General features: G+C 53.0%; 24 protein-coding genes. 9 read left to right on the top strand and 15 right to left on the bottom strand.

Annotated features, from left to right (window positions below):
• Window positions 1–9: 9 nt before the first annotated feature.
• From R2K26_RS04535 to R2K26_RS04550, 4 genes are all read right to left on the bottom strand, one after another.
• Entirely contained in the window at window positions 10–1104 is a 1095-nt protein-coding gene (locus R2K26_RS04535) for an EpsG family protein (RefSeq protein ID WP_316518980.1), read from the bottom strand.
• 10 nt (window positions 1105–1114) lie between these two features.
• Window positions 1115–2218, bottom strand: a complete 1104-nt coding sequence (locus R2K26_RS04540) for a glycosyltransferase family 4 protein (RefSeq protein WP_316518981.1) — start codon at window positions 2216–2218, stop codon at window positions 1115–1117.
• A gap of 411 nt (window positions 2219–2629) precedes the next feature.
• Window positions 2630–3574: a transketolase family protein gene (locus tag R2K26_RS04545; protein ID WP_308448366.1), complete on the bottom strand. Its 945-nt coding sequence runs from the start codon at window positions 3572–3574 to the stop codon at window positions 2630–2632.
• Between the two features lies 1 nt (window position 3575).
• The gene (locus tag R2K26_RS04550; protein WP_316518982.1) at window positions 3576–4421 is read right to left on the bottom strand and encodes a transketolase; all 846 of its coding nucleotides are present in this window, start codon (window positions 4419–4421) and stop codon (window positions 3576–3578) included.
• A 278-nt stretch (window positions 4422–4699) separates the two neighbouring features.
• Here R2K26_RS04550 and R2K26_RS04555 point away from each other — a divergent pair, with 278 nt between their 5' ends.
• Window positions 4700–4999, top strand: coding sequence for a DUF3892 domain-containing protein (locus R2K26_RS04555; RefSeq protein ID WP_308448368.1), 300 nt, complete (start codon window positions 4700–4702; stop codon window positions 4997–4999).
• A 48-nt stretch (window positions 5000–5047) separates the two neighbouring features.
• On the opposite strand, the gene R2K26_RS04560 is transcribed toward R2K26_RS04555, so the two are convergent.
• From R2K26_RS04560 to R2K26_RS04580, 5 genes are all read right to left on the bottom strand, one after another.
• The gene (locus tag R2K26_RS04560; RefSeq protein ID WP_316518983.1) at window positions 5048–6220 is read right to left on the bottom strand and encodes a glycosyltransferase; all 1173 of its coding nucleotides are present in this window, start codon (window positions 6218–6220) and stop codon (window positions 5048–5050) included.
• A 76-nt stretch (window positions 6221–6296) separates the two neighbouring features.
• Complete coding sequence (locus tag R2K26_RS04565; protein WP_176819960.1) at window positions 6297–6959, bottom strand: flavin reductase; 663 nt, start codon at window positions 6957–6959, stop codon at window positions 6297–6299.
• A 34-nt stretch (window positions 6960–6993) separates the two neighbouring features.
• Entirely contained in the window at window positions 6994–8265 is a 1272-nt protein-coding gene (locus tag R2K26_RS04570) for a replication-associated recombination protein A (protein ID WP_308448370.1), read from the bottom strand.
• A gap of 12 nt (window positions 8266–8277) precedes the next feature.
• The gene (glyA, locus tag R2K26_RS04575; RefSeq protein WP_308448371.1) at window positions 8278–9534 is read right to left on the bottom strand and encodes a serine hydroxymethyltransferase; all 1257 of its coding nucleotides are present in this window, start codon (window positions 9532–9534) and stop codon (window positions 8278–8280) included.
• Between the two features lie 80 nt (window positions 9535–9614).
• The gene (locus R2K26_RS04580; protein WP_316518985.1) at window positions 9615–10289 is read right to left on the bottom strand and encodes a TraX family protein; all 675 of its coding nucleotides are present in this window, start codon (window positions 10287–10289) and stop codon (window positions 9615–9617) included.
• A 146-nt stretch (window positions 10290–10435) separates the two neighbouring features.
• On the opposite strand from R2K26_RS04580, the gene nth reads away from it, so the two are divergent.
• From nth to R2K26_RS04595, 3 genes are all read left to right on the top strand, one after another.
• The gene (nth, locus tag R2K26_RS04585; protein WP_308448373.1) at window positions 10436–11074 is read left to right on the top strand and encodes an endonuclease III; all 639 of its coding nucleotides are present in this window, start codon (window positions 10436–10438) and stop codon (window positions 11072–11074) included.
• A gap of 66 nt (window positions 11075–11140) precedes the next feature.
• A complete protein-coding gene (ade, locus tag R2K26_RS04590) occupies window positions 11141–12934 on the top strand; it encodes an adenine deaminase (protein ID WP_316518986.1) in 1794 nt (597 codons plus the stop codon).
• Window positions 12935–12982: 48 nt separating this feature from the next.
• Entirely contained in the window at window positions 12983–14170 is a 1188-nt protein-coding gene (locus R2K26_RS04595; RefSeq protein WP_308448375.1) for a MalY/PatB family protein, read from the top strand.
• A gap of 80 nt (window positions 14171–14250) precedes the next feature.
• On the opposite strand, the gene R2K26_RS04600 is transcribed toward R2K26_RS04595, so the two are convergent.
• Together R2K26_RS04600 and cysK are read right to left on the bottom strand one after the other, a co-directional pair.
• The gene (locus R2K26_RS04600; protein WP_316518987.1) at window positions 14251–14874 is read right to left on the bottom strand and encodes a ribonuclease H family protein; all 624 of its coding nucleotides are present in this window, start codon (window positions 14872–14874) and stop codon (window positions 14251–14253) included.
• Window positions 14875–14894: 20 nt separating this feature from the next.
• Entirely contained in the window at window positions 14895–15830 is a 936-nt protein-coding gene (gene cysK, locus R2K26_RS04605) for a cysteine synthase A (RefSeq protein ID WP_316518988.1), read from the bottom strand.
• 190 nt (window positions 15831–16020) lie between these two features.
• Between cysK and R2K26_RS04610 the strand changes: the two genes are divergently transcribed.
• From R2K26_RS04610 to R2K26_RS04625, 4 genes are read left to right on the top strand one after another with little or no spacing between them, the layout of a single operon-like run.
• Window positions 16021–17490 carry an efflux RND transporter periplasmic adaptor subunit gene (locus R2K26_RS04610; RefSeq protein WP_316518989.1) on the top strand — a complete coding sequence of 490 codons (1470 nt, stop codon included), beginning with the start codon at window positions 16021–16023 and terminating at the stop codon, window positions 17488–17490.
• Complete coding sequence (locus tag R2K26_RS04615; protein ID WP_316518990.1) at window positions 17487–18185, top strand: ABC transporter ATP-binding protein; 699 nt, start codon at window positions 17487–17489, stop codon at window positions 18183–18185. The genes R2K26_RS04610 and R2K26_RS04615 overlap by 4 nt, the downstream gene beginning before the upstream one ends.
• On the top strand, window positions 18182–20104 hold the full coding sequence (locus R2K26_RS04620) for a biotin/lipoyl-binding protein (RefSeq protein WP_316518991.1): 1923 nt from the start codon (window positions 18182–18184) through the stop codon (window positions 20102–20104). Before R2K26_RS04615 ends, R2K26_RS04620 begins: the two co-directional genes overlap by 4 nt.
• Complete coding sequence (locus R2K26_RS04625) at window positions 20101–21354, top strand: ABC transporter permease (RefSeq protein ID WP_316518992.1); 1254 nt, start codon at window positions 20101–20103, stop codon at window positions 21352–21354. Before R2K26_RS04620 ends, R2K26_RS04625 begins: the two co-directional genes overlap by 4 nt.
• Before the next feature lie 77 nt (window positions 21355–21431).
• Here the strand turns inward: R2K26_RS04625 and R2K26_RS04630 are convergent, their stop codons facing one another.
• Genes R2K26_RS04630 through R2K26_RS04640 form a run of 3 tightly spaced genes read right to left on the bottom strand, consistent with a single transcriptional unit; the run spans window position 21432 to window position 23074 of the window.
• Window positions 21432–21857: a thioesterase family protein gene (locus R2K26_RS04630; protein ID WP_316518993.1), complete on the bottom strand. Its 426-nt coding sequence runs from the start codon at window positions 21855–21857 to the stop codon at window positions 21432–21434.
• A 9-nt stretch (window positions 21858–21866) separates the two neighbouring features.
• Window positions 21867–22184: a thioredoxin gene (gene trxA / locus R2K26_RS04635; protein ID WP_316518994.1), complete on the bottom strand. Its 318-nt coding sequence runs from the start codon at window positions 22182–22184 to the stop codon at window positions 21867–21869.
• A 53-nt stretch (window positions 22185–22237) separates the two neighbouring features.
• On the bottom strand, window positions 22238–23074 hold the full coding sequence (locus R2K26_RS04640) for a peptidylprolyl isomerase (RefSeq protein WP_316518995.1): 837 nt from the start codon (window positions 23072–23074) through the stop codon (window positions 22238–22240).
• Between the two features lie 209 nt (window positions 23075–23283).
• On the opposite strand from R2K26_RS04640, the gene R2K26_RS04645 reads away from it, so the two are divergent.
• Entirely contained in the window at window positions 23284–24204 is a 921-nt protein-coding gene (locus R2K26_RS04645; protein WP_316518997.1) for a S1 RNA-binding domain-containing protein, read from the top strand.
• Window positions 24205–24300: 96 nt separating this feature from the next.
• On the opposite strand, the gene R2K26_RS04650 is transcribed toward R2K26_RS04645, so the two are convergent.
• Window positions 24301–26823 (bottom strand): ATP-dependent Clp protease ATP-binding subunit, encoded by a 2523-nt coding sequence (locus R2K26_RS04650; RefSeq protein WP_316518998.1) that lies wholly within the window; start codon window positions 26821–26823, stop codon window positions 24301–24303.
• Between the last annotated feature and the right edge of the window lie 36 nt (window positions 26824–26859).

Here is a 26859-nt window from a genome sequence, read left to right on the forward strand (position 1 = left end):
ATCCCTCCTTTATAAAAGGCCGAAGGTCTTCAGCCCGTAGAAATAGAAAAACAGATAAAAAATGAGCATCATCACGGTTAAAATGCGCACGGAGCGTTTTGAAAACATGTGGTGCAGCTCCCATGGCAGCAAAATGTAGTTATAAAGTGAAAAGTATATGGGCAGCCGCCCGACAAAAATGCCGCTTGTGAACGCGGAGAGAATGTAAATGCCGGTCGATACAATGGACATGTTGACGCAAAGGTCGATGAGTGGGTCATTTTCTGCACGGATAAACCGTAAACCGATCAAAGAAAGCAACGTCGGCACAGCGTAGACCAGTACGCGCAGCAGGTTTGTACCGTTGTCCTCAAAGCCTTTCCAATCGCTGACGACATTTTTGTACTGCGTTTCCTGCAAAAGCAGCTCCAAAATGTTTGTGAAGCGGTCGATGAAAAGCACGACCAAAACAGTGAGCAGAAGAAACAAAAGCGTTTTTCGGTTCCATGCTTTTCCGCGTGTGAGAAAAACAAACGGTAGTGCGAACAGTGCCGAGGCATGCAGTGTGGCGGCAAGTAGAATGATGAGCGTGGCTTGTCCGTATCTCTTGCGCAGCAAAAGCGGACAGCAGGCGAACACGAGCGCCGCCGCCAAAAATTGCCGCATGCCGTTCATCATCCAGGAGATATAATCCGTGGAAGCGATGAACAAAAGCAGACTGATGCAGTAGCTTTCCGAATAAAGCCGATAGTTTTTAACGAGCGGCCAGAGCTGAAGCGCAGCGAGAATGCAAAACCAAACGCGCACCTGCCCGCCGCACAAAAGCTTGATGAGTGCGGAAAGCAGGAAAAAGCCGTGATCTTTCTGTAAAGACTGGATGTAATCGGGCAGCGCGCTGAATGTGCTCGGCATTTCGGAAAACGCGTGCATGTAGTTATAGGTATCGCCGATATCACCGCGCAGCGTACAGAAGATGAGCAGCGGCAGCACGCCGAGCGTTGCCCAGAGCTTCGTGAACCGCACTGTCTGCACGCCGCAGACAGTTTCGCTTTGCTGTACTTCCAACACGGCGGAGAGCGCCGTGTAAATCAGAAGCCAAAGGAGCATCCAAATATAACCGGACATGTGTTCTCCTCTATGCCGTGACGCGCCGGGGCTGCGGTGCCGCTTTTTCGGCGGTGACGATGCGCAGTGTTTCTGCAACAACGCTCGCTTTATCGAATTCACGCTCCATTTTGCGGCGGCCGTTTTGCCCAAGTGCTGCTTTTTGCTCTGCGGAAAGCGCCAAAAACGCACGCATGGCAACATATAGGCTGTCCGCGTCTTTTGCGCGGCACAAAAGGCCGGTTTTGCTGTGCTCTACGGCTTCCCTGCACCCGGGAATATCGGACGCGATGATGGGCCTGCCGACGGCGGCAGCTTCTAGCAGCACGTTGCTCATGCCCTCATGGTAGCTTGGCAGCACTACGCAGTCGCAGTTTTGGTAAAACGGCAGCGGTTCTTTTTGAAAGCCGAAAAATTCTGTCATGCCGCCGGAAATCAGGCGGTCTACCTCTTGCCTGTACTGCTCCTCAAAAAAGCCGAGCAGCTGCAAATGCACGTGAAAGCCCTCTGTCCACAGCCTGCGCACGGCGCAAAACAGCTCCTCTACCCCCTTTTCGCGCATCAAACGGCCGACGAACAGGAATCGCGGCGGATCGTGAGCGGTGTACGGCGTGTAGATATAGCGGTTCAGGTCTACACCTGCACCATGCAGAACGACCTCTTTTTCGGGTGGCAGGATGTGTCTGCGGCAAAATTCTACCGCATTGGACTGATTTTCAAAGAATACGTTCTGTACACGCAGAAACGAAAGCTTGTAAAGGAATGTGGCAGCGCAGCTGAGCCACGGGCGCTGAAAAGCGCTGCCGAGTCCCTGTACGGTGGCGTAAAACGGAATGCGGTAGCACGTGCAGAGAAAACCCATGTATACATTCGGCTTAATGGCGTATGTAAGCACGAGATCCGGCTTTTCCAGACAAAGAACACGTTTGTACGCCTGTAAAAGACGCAATTCAGAAAGCACCTGCACGCGCCGCCGCTGCATTTTCGTTTCCGTGCAGCGTATGCCCATGCTTTCAAACACTTCTTCACCGGTTTGAAACGGCGCTGCAACGATTACCTCATACCGGGATTGCAGCTCTTCAATCAGCTCCCGTCGAAAGCGGTACAGCATATAAAAATGATTTGCCGCAATCAATACTTTTTTGCGCCTGTATTCGGAAAAGTCTTCGCTTATCGCGGAATTTTCACGTTTTTTTGACACAAATTTGCTGAACAAGGTCAAATGCAGCAGATGTGCCGAAAAGCGCGGTGTTTTGCTTTTACACATTCTAAACCTCCGTATAGCAAGATGAAATGTATCTGTACCGGTGCTGATACCGTTATTGTACAATGCGAGAAAAAAGAAAGTGGTCGAATTCTTTGTGAAAGCAGACATTTATTTTTGCTTTTTCATTGTGTCCGTCAAGCGAAGACGTTTTACTATTACTGCGGGGGCTTTGAATATAAAAAAGCTCCCTTTACGGGAAACCGTGCGGATGCACACAGTTCCTGTAAAGGGAGCAAAATTGCTTTTATGCGGTTTTAAAGCGGAAGCCTGCGGAAAAGCTTACTTTGCGAGCTTTTCTCTGATGACCTCTGCAATATGCTCTGCAGAAAGGCCGAATTCCTTCAGCAGATCCACAGCCGGGCCGGAGTGGCCATACACATCGTTGACACCGATGCGCGTGACAGGCGTCGGGCAATGCTCGGAAAGTGCGGTGGAGACCGCTTCGCCGAGACCGCCGATGATGTTGTGCTCTTCAACCGTGATGACACGGCCGGTCTTCTTTGCGGAAGCAATAACAAGCTCTTCATCGAGCGGCTTGATGGTATGGATATTGATGACTTCAACGCTGATGCCTTCTTCTTTCAGTGCATCGGCAGCCTTAACGGCTTCCTGTACCATGAGACCGGTCGCAACAACGGTGATGTCCGTGCCCTCGCGCAGCGTGATGCCCTTGCCAAGTTCGAACTTGTAATCGTCATTATTGTTGATGCTTTCCACAGCCAGACGGCCGAGGCGGATATAGCACGGGCCCTTGTGCTCAACAGCAGCGCGAACCGCGGCCTGCATTTCGTAATGATCGCAGGGGTTCAGAATGACCATGCCCGGGATGGTGCGCATGAGTGCGATGTCCTCGCAGCACTGATGTGTAGCGCCGTCTTCACCGACAGAGATGCCGGCGTGGGAGCCGACGATCTTGACATTCAGCTTCGGATAACCAACGGAGTTGCGGACCTGCTCAAACGCTCTGCCTGCGGAGAACATGGCAAAGGACGCCGCAAACGGAATTTTACCGCAGGTGGCCAGACCGGCAGCAACGCCGACCATGTTGCACTCTGCGATGCCGCAGTCAAAGAAGCGTTCCGGGTATGCTTTTTTGAAGATGCCCGTCTTGGTGGCAGCAGCAAGGTCTGCATCCAGAACGACGATCTCCGGGTATTCAGCGGCGAGCGCGGTAACGGTCTCGCCAAAGCTTTCTCTTGTTGCCTTTTTAACCATTTCAGCCATATCAGCAGCCCTCCAGTTCATGCAGTGCAGCGGTGAGCTCCTGCATAGCGGTCTCATACTGTTCCTTGTTCGGCGCGGTACCGTGCCAACCGACCTGATTTTCCATATAGGAAACGCCCTTGCCCTTTACGGTCTTGGCAATGATGACGCTCGGCTTGCCCTTAACGGTCTTTGCATGTGCAAAAGCCGCTTCGATGGCGTCGAAATCGTGTCCGTCGATGGTCTGTACGTCAAAGCCGAAAGCCTCGAACTTCTTGTCGATCGGTTCCGGGCCGGCAACTTCACTGACCGGGCCGTCAATCTGCAGGCCGTTGAAGTCGACAATCAGGCAGAGATTATCGAGGTTGTTGTGGGATGCAAACATAGCAGCTTCCCAAACCTGCCCCTCTTCAATCTCGCCATCGCCGAGCAGAGAGTAAACACGGTAATCTTTGTTATCAATCTTGCCGGCAAGCGCCATGCCTGCCGCAGCGGAAATGCCCTGACCGAGAGAGCCGGAGCTCATATCGATGCCGGGGGTGCCCTTCATATCCGGGTGACCCTGCAGCATAGCGCCGATGTGGCGGAGTTTTTTTAGCTCATCCACAGAGAAATAGCCGCGCTGTGCCAGTGCAGCGTAAAGACCCGGTGCGCAGTGACCTTTGGAAAGAACAAAACGGTCTCTGTCCGGATCCTTCGGGTTCTGCGGGTCAATGTGCAGTTCTTTGAAATAGAGATAGGTGAAAATATCCGCAGCGGAAAGGGAACCGCCCGGATGGCCGGATTTGGCGTTGTAAACGCCTTCGATGATTCCAAGTCTGACTTTGGCAGCCGTGATCTTAAGCTGCTGCTTATCGCATGAATTCATGGAAGCCTCCTGTGTTTTTAGCGCCCGGCACGGGCAATCCCGTAAAAACCGCAGCGCGAGTCATTATGGTCTTATTATAGCGCATTTCGGTGGCCTTTGCAACGCTCCACGCCAAAATTTCGCCCGTTTTTTCGTGCTTTTTGCATATTCACCGTATGTGGAGAGACAATAGGCACAGCGGCGCTTATAAAAGCCTTAATCGGTACGTACAGCTTTTGGCTGCGCCGGAAAAACGGAAAGGACAAAACAAAATTACAAACGGAAAGGAACATCGTTTTATGTCTCAGAGGATCGGCAACCTGCCTGCCAATATCAACATTATGAACCCTGTACCGAACAAGGATGCGAAGACCATCATGAAGCTGATCCGCACGAATGGCAAGATCTCCGGCTACCAGCTTTCGGATGGCACGGTGCTTTCCAAGGCGGACGGCGTGGCGCTTGCAAAGCAGGGCGGCATCCGCGGCGTGGCGATTGCGAGCCGCAACGGCAGTGAATATCTGCGCAGCATACCGGACGGCAAGGAGAGCAACAATTTAGGTGACCTCCCAAGCACCGGCCTGCGCGGTCTTTCCTAAAGAAAAGGGAGCCTGTACGTTTTGAAACGCAGGCTCCTCTATTTTTGTTTATTTTGTGTTTTCGAGCGCTTCACGGTAAATTTGTACGGCGTGTTCGGCAACGGCGACGCTGTCAAACGGCTTTGCCGCAGCACGAATTTTGGCTTCATCCAGTGTGTCCGACCGTGCAGCCATGCGCAAAATTGCATCTTCCATATCTTTCGGGTCATGCACATTGCAGAACTCGGCGCAGTCATCGCTCAAAAAGCTCTCCGGGCCTTTGCACCGTGTAGAAATCACCGGCACGCCGGCCGCGAGTGCTTCCACGGCAGGAATGCCGAACGTCTCAATATCCGAAGCCATCAAAAGGGCGTCGGTCTGGCTTAAAATCTCCGCAATCTCACTTTCGGTCTTGCGCCCGACAAAGGATACAATGTCGTTCAGCCCGAGCTCAGATGCGGTCTTTTTATAAAACGCTTCCTCCTGCCCGTCGCCGACAATCGTATACAAAAACGATTTTTCCGGGTGTTGCTCCCACAAGAGCTTCAAGGCCTGCAAAGCGTCTTCCATGCATTTGCCGGGGCGCAGTGCGGAAACCGTCGTCAAGCGAAAATGTGCCGGGTCTTTCGGTTTTTTTGCGCCGCGAAATGCCTTGGTGTTGACGATGTTCGGCAGAACTTCGGCAGGTATATTGTGCTTTTCTTTTAAAATGTCCGTCATATAGCCGTTGACGCAGGTCATCACGCTGTGCCGTGCAGCATAGAGTCCGTATTTTGCGGTGCTACCCTCAAAGAAGCGCTCAAAATATGAGGAGTGCTCCGTGATGACGACCGGAATATGATATTTTTCGCCGAGCTTTGCAGCGGCGTATCCGGCGGGCACGGTGACATGTGCGTGCAGAATGTCCGGCTTGCCGTGCTGCTTCACGTAGGCTTTGTAAAGCTTTTCAACGGTGCGGCAGTAAGCGTTGAGCTGTGCGTCTGCGCTGAATTTGGAGATGTCCAGCATACGGCGGCAGTATGTCACATAGCCGGTGTTCGATTCTTCGTAGACCTTCTGCATCGTGGGGTACTTCGGCAGTGAAGACAGTCCCTGTCGGTCTGCATAGAGCATGTTGGTTTTTACGCCGTATTCCGCAAGTGCCGTGCAGAACAGCTTGTGGTAAACGCCGATCAGTTTATCCTCACCGTTTGGGTACCATGTGGGAATGACCAAAACGTGAAGCGGAGAATTTTTCTGCATGAGTCTTTTGGTTCCAATAGCGCGCGATGCGCAGTCTATCGAAAAATCCTTTCATTCGTAGTATGGAAAAAGCTGTTTAATTTCTGCGCACGAATGCCTTTTTCGGCATTTTGCAGACCGGGCACACCCAGTTGTCCGGCAGTTCTTCAAAGCTGAAGTTCGGGTCGCTGTACACATAGCCGCACACGGAGCAGACAAAGCTTTCACCGCTGCTCTTATCAAACGTGCTTTCCGGTGGCACATAGGTCGGCGAGCCGACCGGCGACAGACCGTGCATTTCACTGCGGTAGAAATCATACGTCATCGGCGTGCCGATGGCGCTGTCGCTGCCCGCTATGATCTCGGCGGCGAAGACCATCTCCTGCCCTACGTCCATGCCGGAGATGACCTTGCATAAAAACCAACAGCAGGTGTTCTCCTTTACGACGGGCACGCCTTCAATGAGCACCTTGTGGCGGATGTTTTTCAGCTTGTCTGCATTTTTACCGCTGACAAGACCGAGTGCGCCGATGACGCTGGCAGGTGTATCTGTGGAGAGTACAGAAATGGTAAAAATGCCGTTTTCGCGGATTGCGGTGCAGCTGTGCGTATCTTTTGTCAGCGCAATGAGCACTTTTTCGGGGTCGCTGCTGGAAATTTGGATGACTGAGTTTGCCACACAGGCGTTCGGGCGGCCGTTATATTTTGTGCCGATGACGTACATGCCGTATGACAAATTTTTAAGGACTGCCGGGTTCATGGCGGTGCACTTCCTTCCGTTATGTTAATAGAGTTTATGAGCTGTGCTTTCGTTTTATGTTTTCCCAATACGCTTTAAACGCCTGCTCGTTTTTGTTGTCTCCGTAGTGATAGTACGAAGCGCCGAGCAAGGCATCCGGAAGATACTGCTGGTCGAGCCAATGATCCGGGTAATCGTGCGGATAGCGGTAAAACTGGCCTTTTTTAGCGACATCTGAACCGTCATAATGCACGTTTTGCAGCGTGCGCGGGATCACACCGAGTTTGCCGGCCTTCACATCGCGCATGGCGGCATCTATGGCAGATTCACCGCTGTTCGATTTCGGCGCCGTCGCCGTTAAAATGACGGCATCCGCAAGCGGGATGCGCGCTTCCGGCAGACCGACCATCATGGCGGCGTCTACGGCCGCTTTCACGATGGGGATGATCTGCGGCCACGCAAGGCCCACGTCTTCGCAGGCGCACACCATCAAGCGGCGGCATGCAGAGGCGAGGTCGCCCGCTTCCAAAAGCCGTGCGAGATAATGCAGCGCCGCGTCGGGGTCGGAGCCGCGCATGGATTTTTGAAACGCCGAAAGAATATCGTAATGCGCGTCGCCGTCTCGGTCATACCGCATGGCACTGCGCTGTGTAAGCTGCTCTGCAAGTTCCATGGTGATGCGCGGCTCGTCTTCGCTTCGTACGGCAGCCGTGCAAAGCTCTGCCGCGTTCATTGCTTTACGTACATCGCCGCCGCAAGCGGAAGCGATATACGAGGTCACGCCGTCTTCGAGCCGGATTTCTTCGCCGAGGTCTTCCGACAAAATGCGGAATGCGCGGTCTACGGCGCGGGCGACCTCCTCTTTTTCCACGGGCTTGAACTCAAACACCGTGGAGCGGCTCAAAATGGCGTTATATACGTAAAAATAGGGGTTTTCCGTTGTGGAAGCGATCAGCGTGATGCTGCCGTTTTCGATGAACTCCAAGAGCGTTTGCTGCTGCTTTTTGTTGAAATACTGGATCTCATCAAGGTACAGCAAAACGCCGTTTACCGCTTGCAGTGTGTTTACCTGCGCCACCACGTCGCGAATATCGGCGGTGGAGGCCGTGGTGCCGTTTAACTTGCACAGGTGCATGTGGCTTTGCTTTGCAATGATGGACGCCACGGTGGTTTTCCCTACGCCGGACGGCCCGTAAAACACCATATTCGGGATAGTGCCGGATTCGATGATGCGCCGCAGTACCTTATTAGGGCCGAGAATATGCTGTTGTCCCACCACATCATCGAGCGTTTTCGGACGAATGCGGTCTGCAAGCGGTGCGTTCATCGTGTTCTCCTTTTAGTCGTTATAAAGCGGATATTTGCTCAAAAGCTCTGTGACCTTTGCGCGGATGGCGTCGGCTTTGTTGTCAAAATCGGTCGCACACAGGTGGATGCACTCCGCGATGACGTCCATATCGGCTTCCTTCAGGCCGCGCGTGGTGACGGCCGGTGTGCCGAGACGCACGCCGCTTGTGACGAACGGGCTTCTCTGCTCGTTCGGAATCGTGTTCTTGTTTGCGGTGATATACACTTCGTCGAGTCGGCGCTCCAGCTCTTTGCCGGTCAGCTCGCCGTCGGAAAGATCGAGCAGCATCAGATGGTTGTCCGTGCCGCCGGAAACGAGCTTCATGCCGCGTTTTGTAAGGCCTTCGGCAAGCGCTTTAGCGTTTTTTACGGTCTGCTCGGCATAGGTCTTAAACTCCGGCTTCAGCGCTTCGCCGAGGCACACGGCTTTTGCGGCGATAATGTGCATCAGCGGGCCGCCCTGCGTGCCCGGGAAAATGGCTTTGTCGATTTTTTTCGCGTACTCCTCACGGCAGAGAATCATGCCGCCGCGCGGGCCGCGGAGCGTTTTATGCGTTGTTGTGGTGACGACATCAGCATACGGCACCGGGTTCATGTGGCAACCGCCCGCAACAAGACCCGCAATGTGCGCCATATCGACCATGAGGTACGCGCCGCATGCATCGGCAATCTCGCGGAATTTCTTAAAATCGATCGCGCGCGGGTATGCGCTTGCGCCGGCGACGATGAGCTTCGGTTTAAGTTCGCACGCCTGCTCCATGAGCTTATCGTAATCGATGCGGTGCGTAACGGGGTCAACGCCGTAAGCCGCAAAATTATAGTAGGCGCCGGACATGTTGACAGGAGAACCGTGGGTCAGATGGCCGCCCTCTGCAAGGTTCATGCCGAGCACGGTATCGCCCGGCTGAAGCAGCGCGAAATATACGGCAAGGTTCGCCTGTGCGCCGGAGTGCGGCTGCACATTGGCATGCTCTGCGCCGAACAGACGGCAAGCACGCTCACGGGCGATGTTTTCCACAATGTCTACATCTGCACAGCCGCCGTAATAGCGGTGACCCGGGTAGCCCTCAGCATATTTGTTTGTGAGTACCGTGCCCATCGCAGCCATAACGGCAGGAGACACAATGTTTTCGGAAGCAATCAGCTCCAGATTGCGGCGCTGGCGTTTGAGTTCCAGCTCCATCGCTTCGCCGACCTCGGGGTCTGCGGTTTCAACAAAACCGATCGTGTTCAGAAGATCACCGTACATACTTCATCTTTCCCTTCTAAAAATAATATGCTCTGCGGTTTATGTGCCGCAGTACTTCACTAAATTATACCCTATTCCATTTAAAATGGCAATAGATGATTTGCAAGCACATAATGGATGGCGTAAAGCAATAACATATGTGCCGGATAGCTGATGTAGAAAAAATATTTGAGCGAAAGCGCGCCGCGCTTGCCGTTATAGAGCAGTACGGGGATCGCGGCGGCGATGGCATACAGCTGTGTCGTGTTGCCGTCCTGCGTATATTGCCCGTAGGTCAGCGCCGCAAACGCCACGGCATCAATACCGCGGTACTTCTGGAACAAATAGAAACAAAGCACCGTTAAAACACCGTAAACGCCATAGCTGAAATGCAGGAAATACGGCAGGATTGTCAAGATCACTGCGCCGATGAACATGAAAATATTGCGGCTTTTCGCGGAAGCATCTAAAAGTTTCATCACAAAAAGCGCCGTTAAAAACGTGAACAGGATATTTTGCCGCTGAAACTCAAGCCATGTACCCTGAAATAAAAGGTCATACGGCACTTCGGAGAGCAAAGCAAAAATACCCATGCGCAATGCGTAGCGGTTAAAATTACGTGTGTGCATGTAGCCCTGCACGAGCAAAAACGCGTAGATCGGCATAGAAAGCCGCCCGATATAGCGCAGCCAGATAAACTGCGGGAAGAAAATCGCCCCGACATGGTCGATGATCATGGTGACGAGTGCGATGAGCTTTAAGGTAAACGCAGACATTCTTTTTCCCCTTTGCGGTTATTTGTCGGTCTTTCAATAAAAATAAATTTACCACCCTTTTCCGGTATTGTCAACCGAATGAAAAAGTTGTAGAATAAACGTAAAGCATTCAGACGGGCTTGCCCGCCGCTTTTTCGGAGGTCTGTATGACAAAAAAGGAACGTGCGCTTCTTGCTGTGGAAGCGCTGAAAAAAGAATATCCCGGCGCGGTATGTTCGCTTGAATATCAGGATCCGCTGCAGCTGCTCATTGCGACGCGACTTTCCGCACAGTGTACGGATGCCCGTGTGAACCTCGTTACACCGGCGCTTTTTGCCCGCTTCCCTACGCTGGAAGCCTTCTGCGAGGGCAGCGAGGAAGAAATTGCGGAGCTCATCCGCTCCTGCGGGTTATATAAAACAAAGGCTCGTGATATTTTTGCTATGTGCCATGTGCTGCGCGATTCGTATAACGGCGTGATTCCGGACACGGTGGATGAGCTGACAAAGCTGCCCGGTGTGGGACGCAAAACCGCAAATCTCGTTGTGGGCGACATTTACAAAAAACCTGCCGTTGTGACGGACACGCACTGCATCCGTATCACGGGACGACTCGGTCTGACCGAAAGCAACGTGCCGCTCAAAGTCGAAAAAGACCTGCGCGCAGTCTTGCCGCCGGAGGAGAGCAACGACTTTTGTCACCGTACCGTTTTACACGGCAGAGCGGTCTGTACAGCGCGTAATCCGAAATGTGCTTTGTGCTGTATGAATTCGTTCTGCAAAAATCCCGTGAACCCGATAGAGTAAATAAAGCTAAAAACGCAGCGTTTTTCCGTTGTGTTTTTCTTGATAAAAGAAAGGAAGCTACTTTTTATGTTCAAGTTTTGTAAGACCCAGCTTTGGGAGTGCTCCCGCACGCTTTCCGACGTTGCGATGGGCAGAAAGCCCGCAGAGACGGTCATTCGCAATGCGCGTCTCGTAAACGTCTGCACGCATGAAATCCTCGACAACATCGATGTTGCAATTTCCTGCGGCCGTATTGCACTTGTCGGCGATGCCGCACACTGCATCGGTGAAAGCACAAAGGTCATCGATGCCGAGGGTCAGCTTATCGCTCCGGGTTTCCTTGACGGTCATATCCACATTGAGTCCTCCATGATGACGCCGATTGAATATGCAAAGGCCGTTATCCCCCATGGCACCGTCGGGATTTATTATGACCCGCACGAAGTCTGCAATGTGCTTGGCCTTAAAGGCGTTGACCTGATGGCGGAAGAGGCGGAAAAGACTCCGCTCAAGGCTATGCTGACGACCCCCTCCTGCGTTCCGGCTGTTCCGGGATTTGAGGATTCCGGCGCGGAGATCACCGCCGCGGATATTGCCTCGGAAATGAAGCACGATTATACCGTTGGTTTAGGCGAAATGATGAACTTCCCGGGCATCACCGCTTCCGCGGAGCCGACGCACAACATCACCGGCGAAACGTTGAAAGCCGGCAAAATCATCACAGGTCACTATTCCATCCCGGAGACGGGGTGCGGCCTCAATGCATACATTGCAAGCGGCGTGCGCTGCTGTCATGAATCCACCCGTGCGGAGGACGCACTCGCAAAAATGCGTCTCGGCATGTATGCCATGCTGCGCGAGGGCTCCGCTTGGCACGATCTGCAGGAGGTCTCCAAGGCCATCACGGAGCACAAAGTGGACAGCCGATTTGCGACCATGATTTCCGACGATACCCACCCGCATACGCTGGTTGCAAACGGTCATCTCGATCACATCGTGCGTCGTGCCGTCTCCTTCGGTATCGATTTTGTCACGGCCATCCAGATGGTCACGCTCAACTGCGCACAATGCTTCCAGATGGATCACGAGCTCGGCTCCATCACCCCGGGCAAGTGCGCGGACATCGTATTTATTGATAACGAAAAAGACATCCGTGTCACCCGCGTGCTCATCGACGGCGACGTTGTTGCAGAAAACGGCAAGCTGACGATTGACCTGCCGAAGTCTGAGCTTCCCGCATGGGCACTCGACACGATGCACGTCGGCGAGACGATCACCCCGGAAACCTTTAAGGTACATACCGATAAGGTTGGCACGGCAACCGTCCGTGCGATCGAGATTATCCCGGTACATGTCGGCGACTATGAGCGTCACGTTGAACTCAAGGTTGAAAACGGCGAATTAAAGAGCGATGTGGAGCAGGATGTTTTGAAGACATTCGTCTTCGAGCGCCACAATAAGACCGGCAAGCACGGCGTTGGCTTTGTCAAGGGATTCCACGTCAAGTGCGGCGCAATGGCTTCCACCGTTGCACACGATGCACACAACCTGCTCGTTGTCGGCACGAATGACGAAGATATGGCACTTGCTGCAAACACACTCATTCAGTGCGGCGGCGGTGAGTGTATTGTGCAGAACGGCAAGGTGCTTGGCTGTGTTCCGCTGCCGTTTGCGGGTCTCATGAACACAAAGTCCGCTGAAGAAATGGACGAGCTCGTCGAGGACCTCGGCAAAGCTTGGGAAACGATCGGCTGCGACATTCAGTCTCCGTTTATGACGATGGCTTTAATCCCTCTCGCCTGCCTGCCGGAACTGCGCCTGACCGACCGCGGTCTTGTAGACTGCACCACCTTCTCTTTTGCAGACCTTGAGGTTGAATAAGACCGTTTGAAAGTAGATTACCTTATTTTAGAATGGGAGGAATTACCAATGATCCATGATTTTGAAACGCTGGTTTCCAGAAAAAACACCGGCTCCGGCAAATGGGACGAGATGACAAAAGAGCATCCGAACCTGCCGGAAAACGTTGCACCGCTTTCCATTGCGGATATGGAGCTGAAAAACCCGCCGGAGATCGTAGAGGGTCTGAAAAAGTACATCGATACGCATATCCTCGGCTATACCGGCCCCACAGAGGAATACTTCGATGCGGTATGCGGCTGGATGAAGCGTCGCAACGACTGGAATATTAAGAAAGAAGAAATTGTTTCTACACACGGCGTCGTAACGGTTCTGGCTGTTTCGGTTCTGGCCTATACCGATCCCGGCGACGGCGTTATCACCATGCCGCCGGTTTATTATCCGTTCAGAATGACCATTGAGCACAATAACAGAAAAAACGTGGAGTGCCCGCTCATCAACACGAACGAGACATACACGATTGACTTTGACCTCTTTGAGAAGCTGTGCGCAGAAGAAAAAAACAAGATGTTTATCTTCTGCAATCCGCACAACCCGGTTGGCCGCGTTTGGACGGAAGACGAAATCGCAAAGCTCGGCGCCATCTGCGCAAAGCACAATGTGATTGTTGTCAGCGACGAGATCCACTCCGACCTCATCATGCCGGGTCATAAGCACGTGGCATTTGCAAACGCCTGCAAGGATGCACTGCCGAAGTATCTTGTTTGCACCGCGCCGAGCAAGACGTTTAACCTTGCGACGCTCCAGACCTCGAATATTGTTATTCCCGATGAAGAACTGAGAACAAAATTCCAGAGTATTTTACAGCAACACTTCACGCCGTCTGCCGGTGCGCTCGGCCTTGAGGCCTGCCGTCTCGGCTACACGGAGTGCGAAGGTTGGCTTGCAGAAGTCATCGACCTTATCTACAAAAACTACAAGAACTTCTGCAAGTTCATCGACGTAAACTGCCCGGGCGTTACATACAGCGATCTGCAGGGCACGTACCTCATGTGGATCGACTGCACGACGTTCGGTCTCGACGATGAAGCGCTCGATAAGCTCCTGCGCAAGCATGATCTTTTCTGCGACGCCGGCACGCTGTTCTCGCAGGGCGGCACCATGCATACACGTGTAAACCTCGCAGGTCCCGAAAAGATGCTCAACGCCGCGATGCAGCGCTTTAAGGACGCGTACGACGAAGCGAAAAACGCGTAAGCTTGCGCCTGAAATTCCGTAATGTATAACAAAAGGCGAACCGCACAACTCCGTGCAGCTCGCCTTTTTGCTATGTTGTTTTACTGAATGCCGAGCGCGTCTTTCGCTAAACGGTCGGCGAGGTCATTGTATTTGTCGCCGGAGTGCCCCTTGACTTTCACAAAGCGGAAACGGATGTGCTTTGCGGCTGCGGCACAGAATTTGCGGTACGCAATGGTGCCGGGCTTTTTTGCTTTCCATTCTCCCGTTGCCCATTTTGCTACACCCTCGTAATCATGGTAGATTGTCACGGAGAGCACATCATGCTCGATGCAGTAGCGCAGAACAGTTTCGGAGCCCTTGATCTCCCCTGCCACGTTGCGCATTTCGGCAAGGTCGGGGTCGGTGAATCTTTCGGAAAAATGCAGCTCTTCGCCGTTTAAAAACAGCACAGCACCGCAGGAAAACTCCTTTGTGCCGATGTGGTAGCTACCGTCTACGTAAGCCACGGCGCCGTCTTCTTCAGGCGCTTCGGTCGAGCTTTCTGCCGGAGTGGCTTTCGTCAGATCGTTTTCACCGCGCATATAGGCTTCGGCTTCTGCAAGCGTTGGAAAGCTTTTGAACGACGCGCCTTTAAAGCCGGTCGTCTGCGCACGGCATTCATCCCACGTTTCAAAAATGCCGGTTTTGCGCCCGGCGCGGACGGCGTAGTATTTTTTTGCCATAAAATGAAATTCCTTTTCGTTTATTCAAAGATCGGGGTGGAAAAATAACGGTCGCCGCTGTCGGGCAGGAGCGCCACGAGCGTTTTTTCTGCATTTTCGGGCATGCGCAGCAGGCGCACGGCTGCGGCAAGCGCCGCGCCGGACGTGACGCCGACGAGGATGCCCTCTGTGCGTGCCAATAATTTTGCCATTTTGTACGCTTCTTCATCCGTGACGGTCAGCACTTCGTCCACAACGGAAGCATCGTAGTTCTTCGGGATGAAGTTTGCGCCGATGCCCTGTAAGCCGTGCGCACCGCTTTTGCCCTGTGTGATGAGCGGTGAAGTCGCCGGTTCCAAACCGACGGTGTGTACCTGTGGCAGATGCTTTTTTAAATAGCGCGCCGTGCCGGTGATAGTGCCGCCGGTGCCGATGCCCGCAACGAAAATGTCGAGTTTGCCGTCTGTCTGTTGTACAAGCTCCGGACCGGTCGTTTCATAATGTGCGGCAGGGTTTGAGGGATTCTCAAACTGTGCGGGGATGAAGCTGCCGGGTGTACTTTTCGCGATCTCATCCGCCTTTTCAATCGCACCGCGCATGCCGTCTTTGCCCGGTGTGAGTACGATTTCCGCGCCGTATACGGAGAGCAGCTTGCGGCGCTCGGCGCTCATGGTTTCCGGCATGGTGAGCACCACGCGGTAGCCGCGCGCCGCTGCAATAGATGCGAGGCCGATGCCCGTGTTGCCGGAGGTTGGCTCTACAATGACCGCGCCGGGCTTCAATTTGCCGGTCTTTTCGGCGTCTTCAATCATTTTCAGTGCCGCACGGTCTTTTACGCTGCCGGCGGGGTTTAAATATTCAAGCTTCAAAAGCGGCGCGTTGGAAATGTTTGCGGCTGCCGCAAAGCGGGACGCACGCAGAAGCGGTGTTTTGCCGATGAGCTCGGTTACAGATGAAGCGATGTGTTCATTTTTCATAAGACAGATCCTCCCTTTCTATATCGATACCATTGTACCCCCGATTTTACGCGCGGTCAAGAGCGCGATTTTTGCAAATCTTTTGCGTTTGTAAGAGTTTCTTAAGTTGTTTATTTTTTGGCTTACCTGTATAATAGAACCATCAGAGAGTCCGCGCCGGGTGTTTTGCGCGGAGGAAAGGACTGACTTTATGACTAAGAAAAAGATTTTCACAATCGCCGGTATTGCCGTCGGCGCTGTGATCGTGATCGGTATTGTAATCTGGCTCATTTTCTTCCGCGGCGGCAGCGTTGCGCCGAGCGACCCAAATGAGATGGTTTATGTGACGAGCGTTGCGGACATCACCGGCACGGGTTCACTTGGTATGACGGCGAAATACTCCGGCGTTGTGGAGCCGGAAAAGACGCTCTCCGTGCAGAAGGACGATACAAAGAAAATCGCAGAGCTGTATGTGACGGTCGGCCAGGAAGTGAAAGTTGGCGATAAGCTATTCAGCTACGATACGGACGACCTGCAAATGCAGCTTGAAGAGGCGCAGTTACAGCTGGAAAGCCTTAAAAACCGCATTTCCACGCTGAACCAGCAGATTGATTCCCTGCAGAAGGAAAAGAACAAAGCGTCTTCCGACGAACAGCTTTCCTATACCCTACAGATTCAGTCTGCGCAGCTTGAAGTGAAATCGACGGAATACGATCAGTCTACGAAGGCGAAAGAGATTGAAAACCTCAAGAAATCGCTTGAAAATACGGATGTCGTGGCAGAAATGACCGGTGTTGTGAAGCAGATCAATAACGGTTCCAACTCCAACACAAGCGGCAGCAATTCTTCAAACGCGTATATTACGATTCTCGCGACGGGTTCTTACCGTGTAAAAGGCACGGCAACGGAGCTGAATATCCATTCCTTGCAGGAGGGCATGAAAATGAAGGTCGTCTCCCGCGTAGACCCGGAGCAGACTTGGACGGGCACCGTGGAGAGCATTGAACGCGAAGCCGCAAACGATAATAACAACAGCGGTATTTCCTACGGTTCCGAAAGCTCGTTTACAAAGGCGACAAAGTATAACTTCTACCTTGTGCTCGATGATTTCAAAGGTCTCATGCTCGGTCAGCACGTTTACGTGGAGCCGGATGAGGCCGAAGACGTGAAGACCGGAATTTGGCTGCCAAGCTACTATATTCTCAACGAAGGCAGCAAAAACTACGTTTGGGCCGTAAACGATAAGAATCGCATCGAAAAGCGTGAAGTGCAGCTCGGCAAGTTTGACGATACCCTTTCCGAATATGAGATTACGTCCGGCGTGACGGCAGATGATCGCTTGGCCGTTGTGGAAGACCGTGTGCACAGCGGCATGTATGCTACGGACGATATTTCCTATAAGAACCAGGGTGACGATTCCAAAGATATGGATGCCGCAAACGGTGACATGAACGATGCCAAAACGGACGATGCAAACGGTATTATGCCCGCAGAAAACGGCAGCGATATGGACGGCAACCCGAACGGCTACAACCCCATGCCCGCAGAAGGTGCCGTAACGGAGTCAGAGGGCGAAACAGACACAGCAGCCGGAGAAGCAAGCACGGCAGATGGCGTGACCACCTATGAAAATGACGGTGCGGCGAGTCTTGGAACCGTTATCGGGGGTGCTACGGCATGATCTTAGAGCTGCACAACATTTATAAAACGTATATCCAAGGCAAAATGGAAGTGCCGGTTCTAAAAGACATTTCGCTTTCTGTGGATGAGGGCGAATATGTCGCCATCATGGGCCCGTCCGGATCCGGCAAAACGACGCTGATGAATATCATCGGCTGCCTTGATCTGCCGACTTCAGGCACGTATGCACTTGCGGGTGAGAATATCATCGGCAGCAGCGAATCGAAGCTTTCGGAAATTCGCCTCAACTCCATCGGCTTCGTGTTCCAGAGCTTTCATCTTTTGCCTCGCCAGAGCGCGGCGGAAAATGTGGCGCTTCCCCTTTTATACGCAGGTGTGCCGAAAAAAGAGCGACGTGCGCGTGCCGTGCGTGCTTTAGAGCGTGTAGGTCTCGGCGACCGTGTGGATTTTAAGCCGAACCAGCTTTCCGGCGGCCAGTGCCAGCGCGTCGCGATCGCCCGCGCCATCGTCAACAATCCGAAAATTCTTTTAGCCGATGAACCGACCGGCGCACTCGACAGCCAGTCCGGCGCGCAAATCATGGAGCTGTTCCAGACGCTCAACGACGAGGGTGTGACCGTTGTGATGATCACGCATGATCTCGATGTGGCAAACCACGCAAAGCGTGTGCTGCATATTCGCGACGGTCAGTTTGCGGAACAACATATCCCCGAGGAAAAGGAGGCGGAAGCATGAATCTGCCGGCAAATTTCCCACTTAAAAAAGTCATTATCACGGTGGTCTCCGTAGTGATCGTGATCGCGCTGATCATCACCGGCGTGACGGTCGCGGTGAACGGCAAGGCGGCAAATGCCACGGTGGATGTGGAGCAGGTTTCAAATATCTCCACACAGTATTGGGGCGACCAGTCCAGCACCTACGGTAATGCTACAAGTGACTTTGTGCAGGAACTTTACCCCGATAAAGAAAAAGCTATTTCTAAGATTTTCGTCAAAGAGGGCGATACCGTCAAGATCGGCGATACGCTTTTGCAGTACGATACGACAAAGCTCCAGCTGACGGTAGAGAGCAAGGCGCTTGAAGAAAAAAAGAAGAAATATGAACTGGAGCAGGCCGAAAAAGAACTTACGAAGCTCCAGAATACGCCCCCGTATGTGGCGCCGGTCATCCCGGAGCCCGAGCCGGAACCCACCCCCACGCCGGTGCCGGAATCGCGGGCAGAACTGTATACGGAGATTACAGAGCACTCGAAGCCGTTTAAAGGTGCCGGTACGGAGGAAGACCCGTATGTCTTTCTTTGCACAGAAGATGCTGTGCTGACGAAGGGCTTTCTTTTGAAGCTGCTCGGCGTGACAGATCCGCGTGCGACCCCGACCCCTACCCCTACCCCGACCCCCACACCGAGCGCAGAGCCTACGGCACAGCCGAGTGAAGTGCCCACGGCGGTGCCGCAGCCGACGGTTACCCCCGAACCGACTGCGGAGCCCACCACAGCGCCGACAGAAGCCCCTACCCCCGCGCCCATAGAACCCACGGAAGCCCCTACTCCCGCGCCTATTGAACCCACGGAAGCGCCAACGGTTTCCGGTATGGCGTGGTTCAAGCAGATGACATTCACAAAAACGAATGAGACCGGCGGCGAAAGCGTACCCACGCCGGAGCCTGATTTCACACTGCCGGACGGCCCGTTTGTCGCACGCTTTGAAGTGCATGAACAGGCTAACGAAAACCTGCCGCTTGTAAAGGGCTGGCAGATGAACGGCGATAAGATTTCCGCAGGCTTCTTTAATGAAGTTATCCGCGAGCCGGATGACATTCAAATGCCGGATCTCTCCGACGCCGACCCGGGCATCAGCTACGACACCGGCGGCTCCATGTATACGGCGGAAGAATTGCAGCAGATGATCGCCGATAAAAAGCAGAAGATTCAAGATTTAAAGCTGAATGTGAAACAGGCGGCGCATGACCTTGAAAAAGCGAAGCTGAATCTTGAAAATGCTACAATAAAATCGACCGTGAACGGCGTTGTGAAGTCGCTCACAGACCTCGATACGGCGATGTCCACAAGCTCCCCGTTCCTCGTGGTTTCGGGCGGCGACGGTTTCTATATAACGGCATCCTTAAACGAATCGCTGCTCGGCAAGGTGCATGTCGGCGACACGGTCACGGCGAGCTCTTGGGAGAATGGACAAATATATGCGGCAGAGATTGTACAGATCTCTGATTTTCCGAATGACAATTCCAATTATTACTATGACGGCTCCTCAAACCCAAACAGCTCTACGTACCAGTTTACAGCGCGCATTGCCGACGCGGACGGCCTGAAAAACGGCATGGGCCTTGATATTACTTTGCAGGCGGCCTCGGATAACGCAAGCAATGCAATATATCTTTTTAAAGCGTATATCCGCAGCGATGACGGCGGCAAGTATGTTTTGAAGGTCGGCGACGATAACCGTGTGCATAAAACGTATATCAAAACCGGCAAGACGATCTACAACCAGTATCTGGAGATCAAGAGCGATACTTTGACGGAAGAAGATTATGTGGCTTTCCCCTACGGCACTTCGGCAATTGATGGTGCCAAGGCGAACGGCATGGAAGAAAACACAGACGAAAATGACGGCATCGACGCAAGGGGACTTGACGCATGATTGAAAATATCAGACTTTCATTTCAGGGAATCTGGTCGCACAAAATGCGCTCGTTCCTGACGATGCTCGGCATCATCATCGGTATCGCCTCTATCATCTCCATCGTGTCCACCATCAAGGGCACGAATGAGCAAATCAAAAAGAACCTCATCGGCTCCGGCACAAACACGGTGCAGATTCAGCTGTATCAGGGCGATTATCAGTACGAAATGCTGTATAACGGCTTGCCGGACGGCATCCCTGTGCGTGACGAGACCACGATGGAAAAAATCAAGTCCGTAAAAAATGTGGAAGATGCGGCGTTCTATACCAGCCGCAGCGACTACAACAACTCCGTTTACTACGGCAACAACAGCATTTCCGGCTCGCAGGTCTTCGGCGTGGATAACAGTTATTTCACGACGAATGGGTTGGTGTTGAAAAGCGGTCGCACCTTTGTGGACAGTGATTTTACGGATTTCCACGCGGCAGCCATCATCGATGCCGATACGGCGGATTCGCTGTTTGACGGCGAAAACCCCATCGGAAAAACGATCGAGATCAGCAGCATTCCGTTTACGGTGGTTGGCATTGTGGATGAAGACAGCAAGTTTGAGCCCGTCATCAACTCCATCGATGAGTATTATACGTATTACTCGAACAGCTCTGCATCCCGTATTTTCGTGCCAAGCTCCATGTGGCCGGCGCTCTATTCGTTCGATGAGCCGCAGAACGTGGCCATTCGCGTTTCCAATACGGAAGCCATGACGGATGCCGGCAAGGCTGTGGCGGAGATCATGAACACGAACGTGACGAACAGCGAGATCAAGTATCAGGCACAGGATCTTTTAAAGCAGGCGCAGGACTTGCAGGATCTCAGCAGCTCCACAAATTCGCAGCTCATCTGGATTGCGAGCATCTCCCTGCTCGTCGGCGGTATCGGCGTTATGAACATCATGCTCGTTTCCGTTACGGAGCGTACGCGAGAGATCGGTCTGAAAAAAGCCATCGGCGCGAAAAAGAGCCGCATTCTGTGGCAGTTCTTAACGGAAGCCGCTGTGCTGACAAGCCTTGGCGGCATTGTGGGCGTGGGTGCCGGTATCGGTCTTGCGGAAATCATATCGCACGTGACGTCTGCTCCGGTTGCCATCAGCGTGCCTTCCATCATTATTGCCGTGGTGTTTTCCATGGTCATCGGCATCATCTTCGGGCTTCTCCCCTCCTTCAAGGCGGCAAACCTGAACCCGATCGATGCTTTGCGGCATGAATAAAACTAAAGATTTATAAAAATGCCCGCCGGGCTTTCCGATCACATCGGTCAGCCCGGCGGGCATTTTTGTGTTTTGAATTACTCTGCTTTGTCCTGCTCTGCGGCCTGAAGAAATACTTCGTGCCATGCGGGAAAATGCTTCTGCATACGGATCGGCTTTAACGCGGATGTTGTGAAGCAGTGCTGCGAAGTGCCGGTGCAACTCAAAAGTCCGGTCTCCTTGCTGTGCCCCTCATACGCCATTTCAAAGCGTACACCGTTGTAGTTTTGAATGCGCAGTGTAAGCACAAGCGTCTCATCAAAGCGAATTGGGTGCTTGTAGCTGCACGAAACACCCAGCACGGGGATCAGAATGCCGTTATCTTCCATTTTTTTGTACGGCAGTCCCATAGCGCGTAGCATCTCCAAGCGGGCTTCCTCAAACCAACGAATGTAATTCGAGTGGTGCACGATGCCCATTTGGTCGGTCTCGTAGTAATTCGCTTTGCGCTCAAAGGTGAACATGGCGCGGCCTCACAGGTGCATTTCGATGAGGTTTGCGTAAAAAGCCTTATCGTGTGCGCCGACTTCGGTGTGGATGGGTGCGCCGTCTTTAAAGAGGATGACGGTCGGGATGCTGGAGATGCCGTATTCGGCGGCGATTTCCTGCGCTTCGTCAACGTCGATCTTCGCGACGACGGCCTTGCCCTCGTATTCATCTGCAACTTCCTCAATGAACGGTGCGATCATTTTGCACGGGCCGCACCATGTTGCAAAAAAGTCTACAAGAACAAGCTTGTTATCGCGGATCAATGCGCCGAAATTTTCAGCTGTGGGATGTACGATTGCCATGGAAACTTCCTCCTTAAAATGATTTGGGATTATACTAAATTTGTTTAAGAAATTTATTCGTAGGGTACGATTTCTGCGGAGAGAATGGTGACGTCTTCAAGCGGCTTATCGTTCGAGTCGGTCTCAACGCCCATGATGCTGCGCACCACGTCCATGCCGTCAAATACCTGTGCGAACACGGTATGTCCGGTACCTGCGGTGGAATATGCACCGTCAAGGTGTGTGTTGCCGCCGTTTGTATCGTAAAGTTCTTTGTAGGCATCCGTTACTTTGTCCATATTGAGCGTGCCGCCGTATATGGAGGTGAACTGTTCCGGTGCAGATTTATAGACCTGATAATACTGGTCGTAGGTATCCCAGTCTATTTTGCCCGGTTCCGTGCAGTTTATAAAAAACTGGCTGCCGTTTGTGTTGGCACCGCTGGTTGCACAAGAGACCGCGCCGGTGATGTTGACGAGGTTTTCGTGAAATTCGTCGTCATAATTCTCGCCCCAAATGCTCTCGCCGCCGGTTCCGTTGCCAAGCGGGTCACCGCCCTGAATCATGAAATCATCGATGACGCGGTGGAAAGTGATGCCGTCATAGTAGCCGGAAAGCGCCAGAGATTTAAAGCTGTACACGGCTTTCGGTGCGGCATCCGGGAAAAAGCGCATGCGAATGGTGCCGTAGTTCGTTGTCAGCACACAAATCTCCTCGCCTTTTTCCGGCATATCGAGCTGATAACCGAGCTTTTCTTTGTCGGCCTTTGCCAAGGGCTTTAAAGTATCTGCCGCAACAACTTTATCCGTAGTGCCGATGACCTTTTCTGCGGCAGAAGAGGTGCTGCCGGAGCAAGCTGTGAGCAGCATGATTACGGTCAACGCCGCACACAGCAGTTTCATTTTCTTCATTTTTTCTGTTTCCTTTCTTTTGCAAAGACATACTTTGCATCTGTATATCTATTTTAATATACACGGTAAAAACATGCAAGCCCTTTTGTTTATCTTCATGAAAAGTTCAGAAACGCATAAATGAAAGTTTAGGTTCATATACTTCGGCGTAGTTAAGGCGCAGCCGAAAGCGTTTTTGCGCGGCACGGCCTTAAAAAGGAGTGAAGTACATGAAATTTTACCCGGAAGGTCATTTGATCGACAAAGCGGAAAACAAAGCCAGTATGCAGACGCCTGCCGCCCTCTCCGACGCAATGCGCGACGGAAAGATCTTAGAGGCGCGCAGTATCATCTGCGACAACGAGCACAACCTCATTGTAGATCTCAAATGTATGCGGGGCATTATCCCGCGTGAAGAAGGCGCGCTCGGCATACGCGAGGGCACCGTGCGGGACATCGCCATCATTTCACGTGTGAATAAGCCCGTGTGCTTTATCATCACGGATTTTATTCGTGATGCGTTCGGCAGGATCACAGCGGTGTTGTCGCGTCGAAAAGCACAGGAGCGCTGCATGGCAGAGTACATAGCAGGGCTTACCTGCGGCGATGTGATCCCGGTGCGTATCACGCATTTGGAGCCGTTCGGTGCGTTTGCGGATATCGGCTGCGGTATTGTTTCCCTACTGCCCATCGATGCCATTTCTGTTTCGCGCATCGACCACCCGAAGGAGCGGTTCACGGTCGGCATGGATATTCGCGCCGTGGTGCGCATGAAGGACGAGAACCGCATCACGCTCAGCCACCGCGAGCTGCTCGGCACGTGGACGGAAAACGCGGAGCGCTTTCGTGTCGGCGAAACGGTCGCAGGTATCGTGCGCAGCGTGGAAAGCTATGGCGTTTTTGTGGAGCTGACCCCAAACCTTGCAGGACTTGCCGAGCTGAAAGAAAACGTCCATGCCGGACAGCAGGCCAGCGTGTTCATCAAAAGTATTCTGCCGAACCGCATGAAGGTGAAGCTCGTGCTTGTGGAATGCTTTGATTACACCTATAAACCCGAGCCGCCTGTATATTTCTTTCAGGGCGACCATATTGATAAGTTCATGTATTCTCCGCCCGAGTGCGCAAAGCACATTGAGACGGTGTTTGCGTGATTTAGGACAGCAAAAGGCGGTCTGCACGGATATTTTTCTACCCGGCAGACCGCCTTTCTATGTGCCTTTAAAGGACACTTGCCTTAACGGGTGTGATTACTTTGCTTCGCTTTCGCTCGACTTTTCGTCGCCGCTCTTCTTTGTCTTGTCTTCAATGACGTACTTACCGTTTTTGAAGTCGCAGACATACGATCCGCCCGCTTTCATGTTGCCCTCGAGCATCTCTTCGGAAATCGGGTCTTCCATCTTGCTGCGGATCGCTCTGCGCAGCGGTCTTGCACCGTAAACCGGGTCAAAACCGGCGTTTGCAACAGCTTCCACAGCAGCCGGGGTGAACTCGACCGCGATGTCCATGTCGCGCAGCTGACCCTTAAGACCCTCGAGCATTTTGCCGGCGATTTTCTGAATGTCGTCGTGCAGGAGCTTACGGAACACAATAATGTCATCGACACGGTTGATGAATTCCGGACGGAACACCTTCTTCAGCTCACCCATGACGAGCTCTTTTGTGCGCTCGAAATCGGCGACTGCGCTGTCTTCTTCCGTCGACTTGTTATCTGCGGTGGCAAAGCCGAGACGCTCTTGCTGCTTCTCTGTAATGAGACGCGCGCCGATGTTGGAGGTCATGATGATGATGGTGTTCTTGAAGCTGACCACCTTGCCCTGCGAATCCGTCAGACGACCGTCATCGAGAATTTGCAGCAGCATGTTAAAGACATCCGGGTGTGCCTTTTCGATCTCATCAAACAGCACAACGGAATACGGCTTGCGGCGCACTGCCTCGGTCAGCTGACCGCCCTCATCAAAGCCTACATATCCCGGAGGCGAACCGACGAGACGAGACACCGTGTGCTTCTCCATGTACTCCGACATATCGAGACGGATCATGGCCTTTTCGTCACCGAACATGGCCTCCGCAAGCGCCTTGCACAGCTCGGTCTTGCCTACGCCGGTCGGGCCGAGGAAAATGAACGAGCCGATGGGGTGATTCTTATCTTTCAGGCCGACTCTGCCGCGGCGGATGGCCTTTGCAATGGCCGTGACGGCTTCGTCCTGACCGATGACACGCTTGTGCAGCGTATCTTCAAGATGCAGCAGGCGCTCGCTTTCTTCCTGCGTCAGCTGTACGACTGGGATGCCGGTCCACATGGCGACGATCTCGGCGATGTCTTCTGCCTTCACGACGCTGTTGCTGCGCTCATTCTTTGCAGCCCATTCGTTCTTCTTCTGCTCCAGCTCATCTGTAAGGTCTTTCTGCTTGTCACGCAACTCGGCCGCGCGCTCGAAGTCCTGCTCGTTGACGGCAGCTGCCTTATCAATCTCGACTTCCTTGATGCGCTTTTCCATCTCCTGCAGGTCTTCCGGCGCAGTGAATGTTCTGAGGCGCACACGGGACGCCGCTTCATCGACGAGGTCGATGGCCTTATCCGGCAGGTAACGGTCTGCAATGTAGCGCGAGGAGAGCTTAACGGCGCTCTCAATGGCTTCATCGGTAATCTGTACTTTATGGTGCGCCTCGTAGCGATCTTTCAGACCTTCAAGGATTTGCACCGCTTCTTCTTCGGTCGGCTCACCGACATGTACCGGCTGGAAACGACGCTCCAATGCGGCGTCTTTTTCAATGTACTTTCTGTACTCGTTGATGGTCGTCGCACCGATGACCTGGAAGTCACCGCGCGCCAGAGCCGGCTTTAAGATATTGGCGGCATCGGCAGAGCCCTCTGCGGAGCCTGCACCAATGATGGTGTGCAGCTCATCGATGAACAAAATGACGTTGCCGTCCTTCTTCACTTCGTCGATGGCGGACTTGATACGCTCTTCAAAATCGCCACGGTACTTAGAGCCTGCGACCATACCGGTAAGATCAAGAGCCACCAGACGCTTGCCTTTCAGCAGCTCCGGCACCTCGCCTTCATGAATCTTCAGCGCCAAGCCTTCCGCAACGGCGGTCTTGCCGACGCCCGGTTCACCGATGAGCACCGGATTATTCTTCGTACGACGAGACAAGATCTGAATGACACGTTCAATCTCGTTATGACGGCCGATGACCGGGTCAATCTTGCCTTCGGCTGCGAGCTTTGTCAGGTCGCGGCCAAACTTTTCAAGTGCACTGCCGCCTTCCTTTTCGCCGTTTTCGTCCTTCGGGTACGCATTGCCGGAAGCTTTATCGACGGTATAACCGTCGGAAAGCGCCGAGGACAACACATTTGCAACGCTCTGCGGGTCAACGCCGAGCATTTGCAGGAAACGCACCGCAAAGCTTTCACCGTCTTCAATGATGGCGATGAGCAGGTGCTCCGTGCCGACATAGTTACTGCCGAGCTTGGAGGCCGCGAGCTTTGCCATCTGCAAAATGCGCTTTGTACGCGGGGTGAAATATGCGGTGGTGAGGTTCGTCGGCGAAGAAGTGCCAATCTTCTCCTGCATCAGGCGTTCGTAATCGTCTGCCGTGATGCCGAGCTTATTCAGCACGTTGAACGCAACGCCGCTGCCCTCTGCAATCAAGCCGTAGAGCACGTGCTCACTGCCGATGTAATTGTGGCCAAGTTCCTCCGCCTTTTCGATGGCGCGGTTCATGGCATTGTTTGCTTTCTCTGTAAAACCTGTGAATCTATACATATAAATCCGTCCTTTCGATCACTGCCGTATCGCAGT

The organism is Neglectibacter sp. CSJ-5 (genome assembly GCF_032490475.1).
In the GTDB taxonomy this organism is placed as follows: Bacteria; Bacillota; Clostridia; order Oscillospirales; family Acutalibacteraceae; genus Hominenteromicrobium; species Hominenteromicrobium mulieris.

What these genes read in the sequence shown, in the direction of transcription:
- R2K26_RS04535 (WP_316518980.1), bottom strand. Translation starts at nt 1,104, where the DNA reads ATGTCCGGTTATATTTGGATGCTCCTTTGGCTTCTGATTTACACGGCG.
- R2K26_RS04545 (WP_308448366.1), bottom strand. Translation starts at nt 3,574, where the DNA reads ATGGCTGAAATGGTTAAAAAGGCAACAAGAGAAAGCTTTGGCGAGACC.
- R2K26_RS04550 (WP_316518982.1), bottom strand. Translation starts at nt 4,421, where the DNA reads ATGAATTCATGCGATAAGCAGCAGCTTAAGATCACGGCTGCCAAAGTC.
- R2K26_RS04555 (WP_308448368.1), top strand. Translation starts at nt 4,700, where the DNA reads ATGTCTCAGAGGATCGGCAACCTGCCTGCCAATATCAACATTATGAAC.
- R2K26_RS04560 (WP_316518983.1), bottom strand. Translation starts at nt 6,220, where the DNA reads ATGCAGAAAAATTCTCCGCTTCACGTTTTGGTCATTCCCACATGGTAC.
- R2K26_RS04565 (WP_176819960.1), bottom strand. Translation starts at nt 6,959, where the DNA reads ATGAACCCGGCAGTCCTTAAAAATTTGTCATACGGCATGTACGTCATC.
- R2K26_RS04570 (WP_308448370.1), bottom strand. Translation starts at nt 8,265, where the DNA reads ATGAACGCACCGCTTGCAGACCGCATTCGTCCGAAAACGCTCGATGAT.
- glyA (WP_308448371.1), bottom strand. Translation starts at nt 9,534, where the DNA reads ATGTACGGTGATCTTCTGAACACGATCGGTTTTGTTGAAACCGCAGAC.
- R2K26_RS04580 (WP_316518985.1), bottom strand. Translation starts at nt 10,289, where the DNA reads ATGTCTGCGTTTACCTTAAAGCTCATCGCACTCGTCACCATGATCATC.
- nth (WP_308448373.1), top strand. Translation starts at nt 10,436, where the DNA reads ATGACAAAAAAGGAACGTGCGCTTCTTGCTGTGGAAGCGCTGAAAAAA.
- ade (WP_316518986.1), top strand. Translation starts at nt 11,141, where the DNA reads ATGTTCAAGTTTTGTAAGACCCAGCTTTGGGAGTGCTCCCGCACGCTT.
- R2K26_RS04595 (WP_308448375.1), top strand. Translation starts at nt 12,983, where the DNA reads ATGATCCATGATTTTGAAACGCTGGTTTCCAGAAAAAACACCGGCTCC.
- R2K26_RS04600 (WP_316518987.1), bottom strand. Translation starts at nt 14,874, where the DNA reads ATGGCAAAAAAATACTACGCCGTCCGCGCCGGGCGCAAAACCGGCATT.
- cysK (WP_316518988.1), bottom strand. Translation starts at nt 15,830, where the DNA reads ATGAAAAATGAACACATCGCTTCATCTGTAACCGAGCTCATCGGCAAA.
- R2K26_RS04610 (WP_316518989.1), top strand. Translation starts at nt 16,021, where the DNA reads ATGACTAAGAAAAAGATTTTCACAATCGCCGGTATTGCCGTCGGCGCT.
- R2K26_RS04615 (WP_316518990.1), top strand. Translation starts at nt 17,487, where the DNA reads ATGATCTTAGAGCTGCACAACATTTATAAAACGTATATCCAAGGCAAA.
- R2K26_RS04620 (WP_316518991.1), top strand. Translation starts at nt 18,182, where the DNA reads ATGAATCTGCCGGCAAATTTCCCACTTAAAAAAGTCATTATCACGGTG.
- R2K26_RS04625 (WP_316518992.1), top strand. Translation starts at nt 20,101, where the DNA reads ATGATTGAAAATATCAGACTTTCATTTCAGGGAATCTGGTCGCACAAA.
- R2K26_RS04630 (WP_316518993.1), bottom strand. Translation starts at nt 21,857, where the DNA reads ATGTTCACCTTTGAGCGCAAAGCGAATTACTACGAGACCGACCAAATG.
- trxA (WP_316518994.1), bottom strand. Translation starts at nt 22,184, where the DNA reads ATGGCAATCGTACATCCCACAGCTGAAAATTTCGGCGCATTGATCCGC.
- R2K26_RS04640 (WP_316518995.1), bottom strand. Translation starts at nt 23,074, where the DNA reads ATGAAGAAAATGAAACTGCTGTGTGCGGCGTTGACCGTAATCATGCTG.
- R2K26_RS04645 (WP_316518997.1), top strand. Translation starts at nt 23,284, where the DNA reads ATGAAATTTTACCCGGAAGGTCATTTGATCGACAAAGCGGAAAACAAA.
- R2K26_RS04650 (WP_316518998.1), bottom strand. Translation starts at nt 26,823, where the DNA reads ATGTATAGATTCACAGGTTTTACAGAGAAAGCAAACAATGCCATGAAC.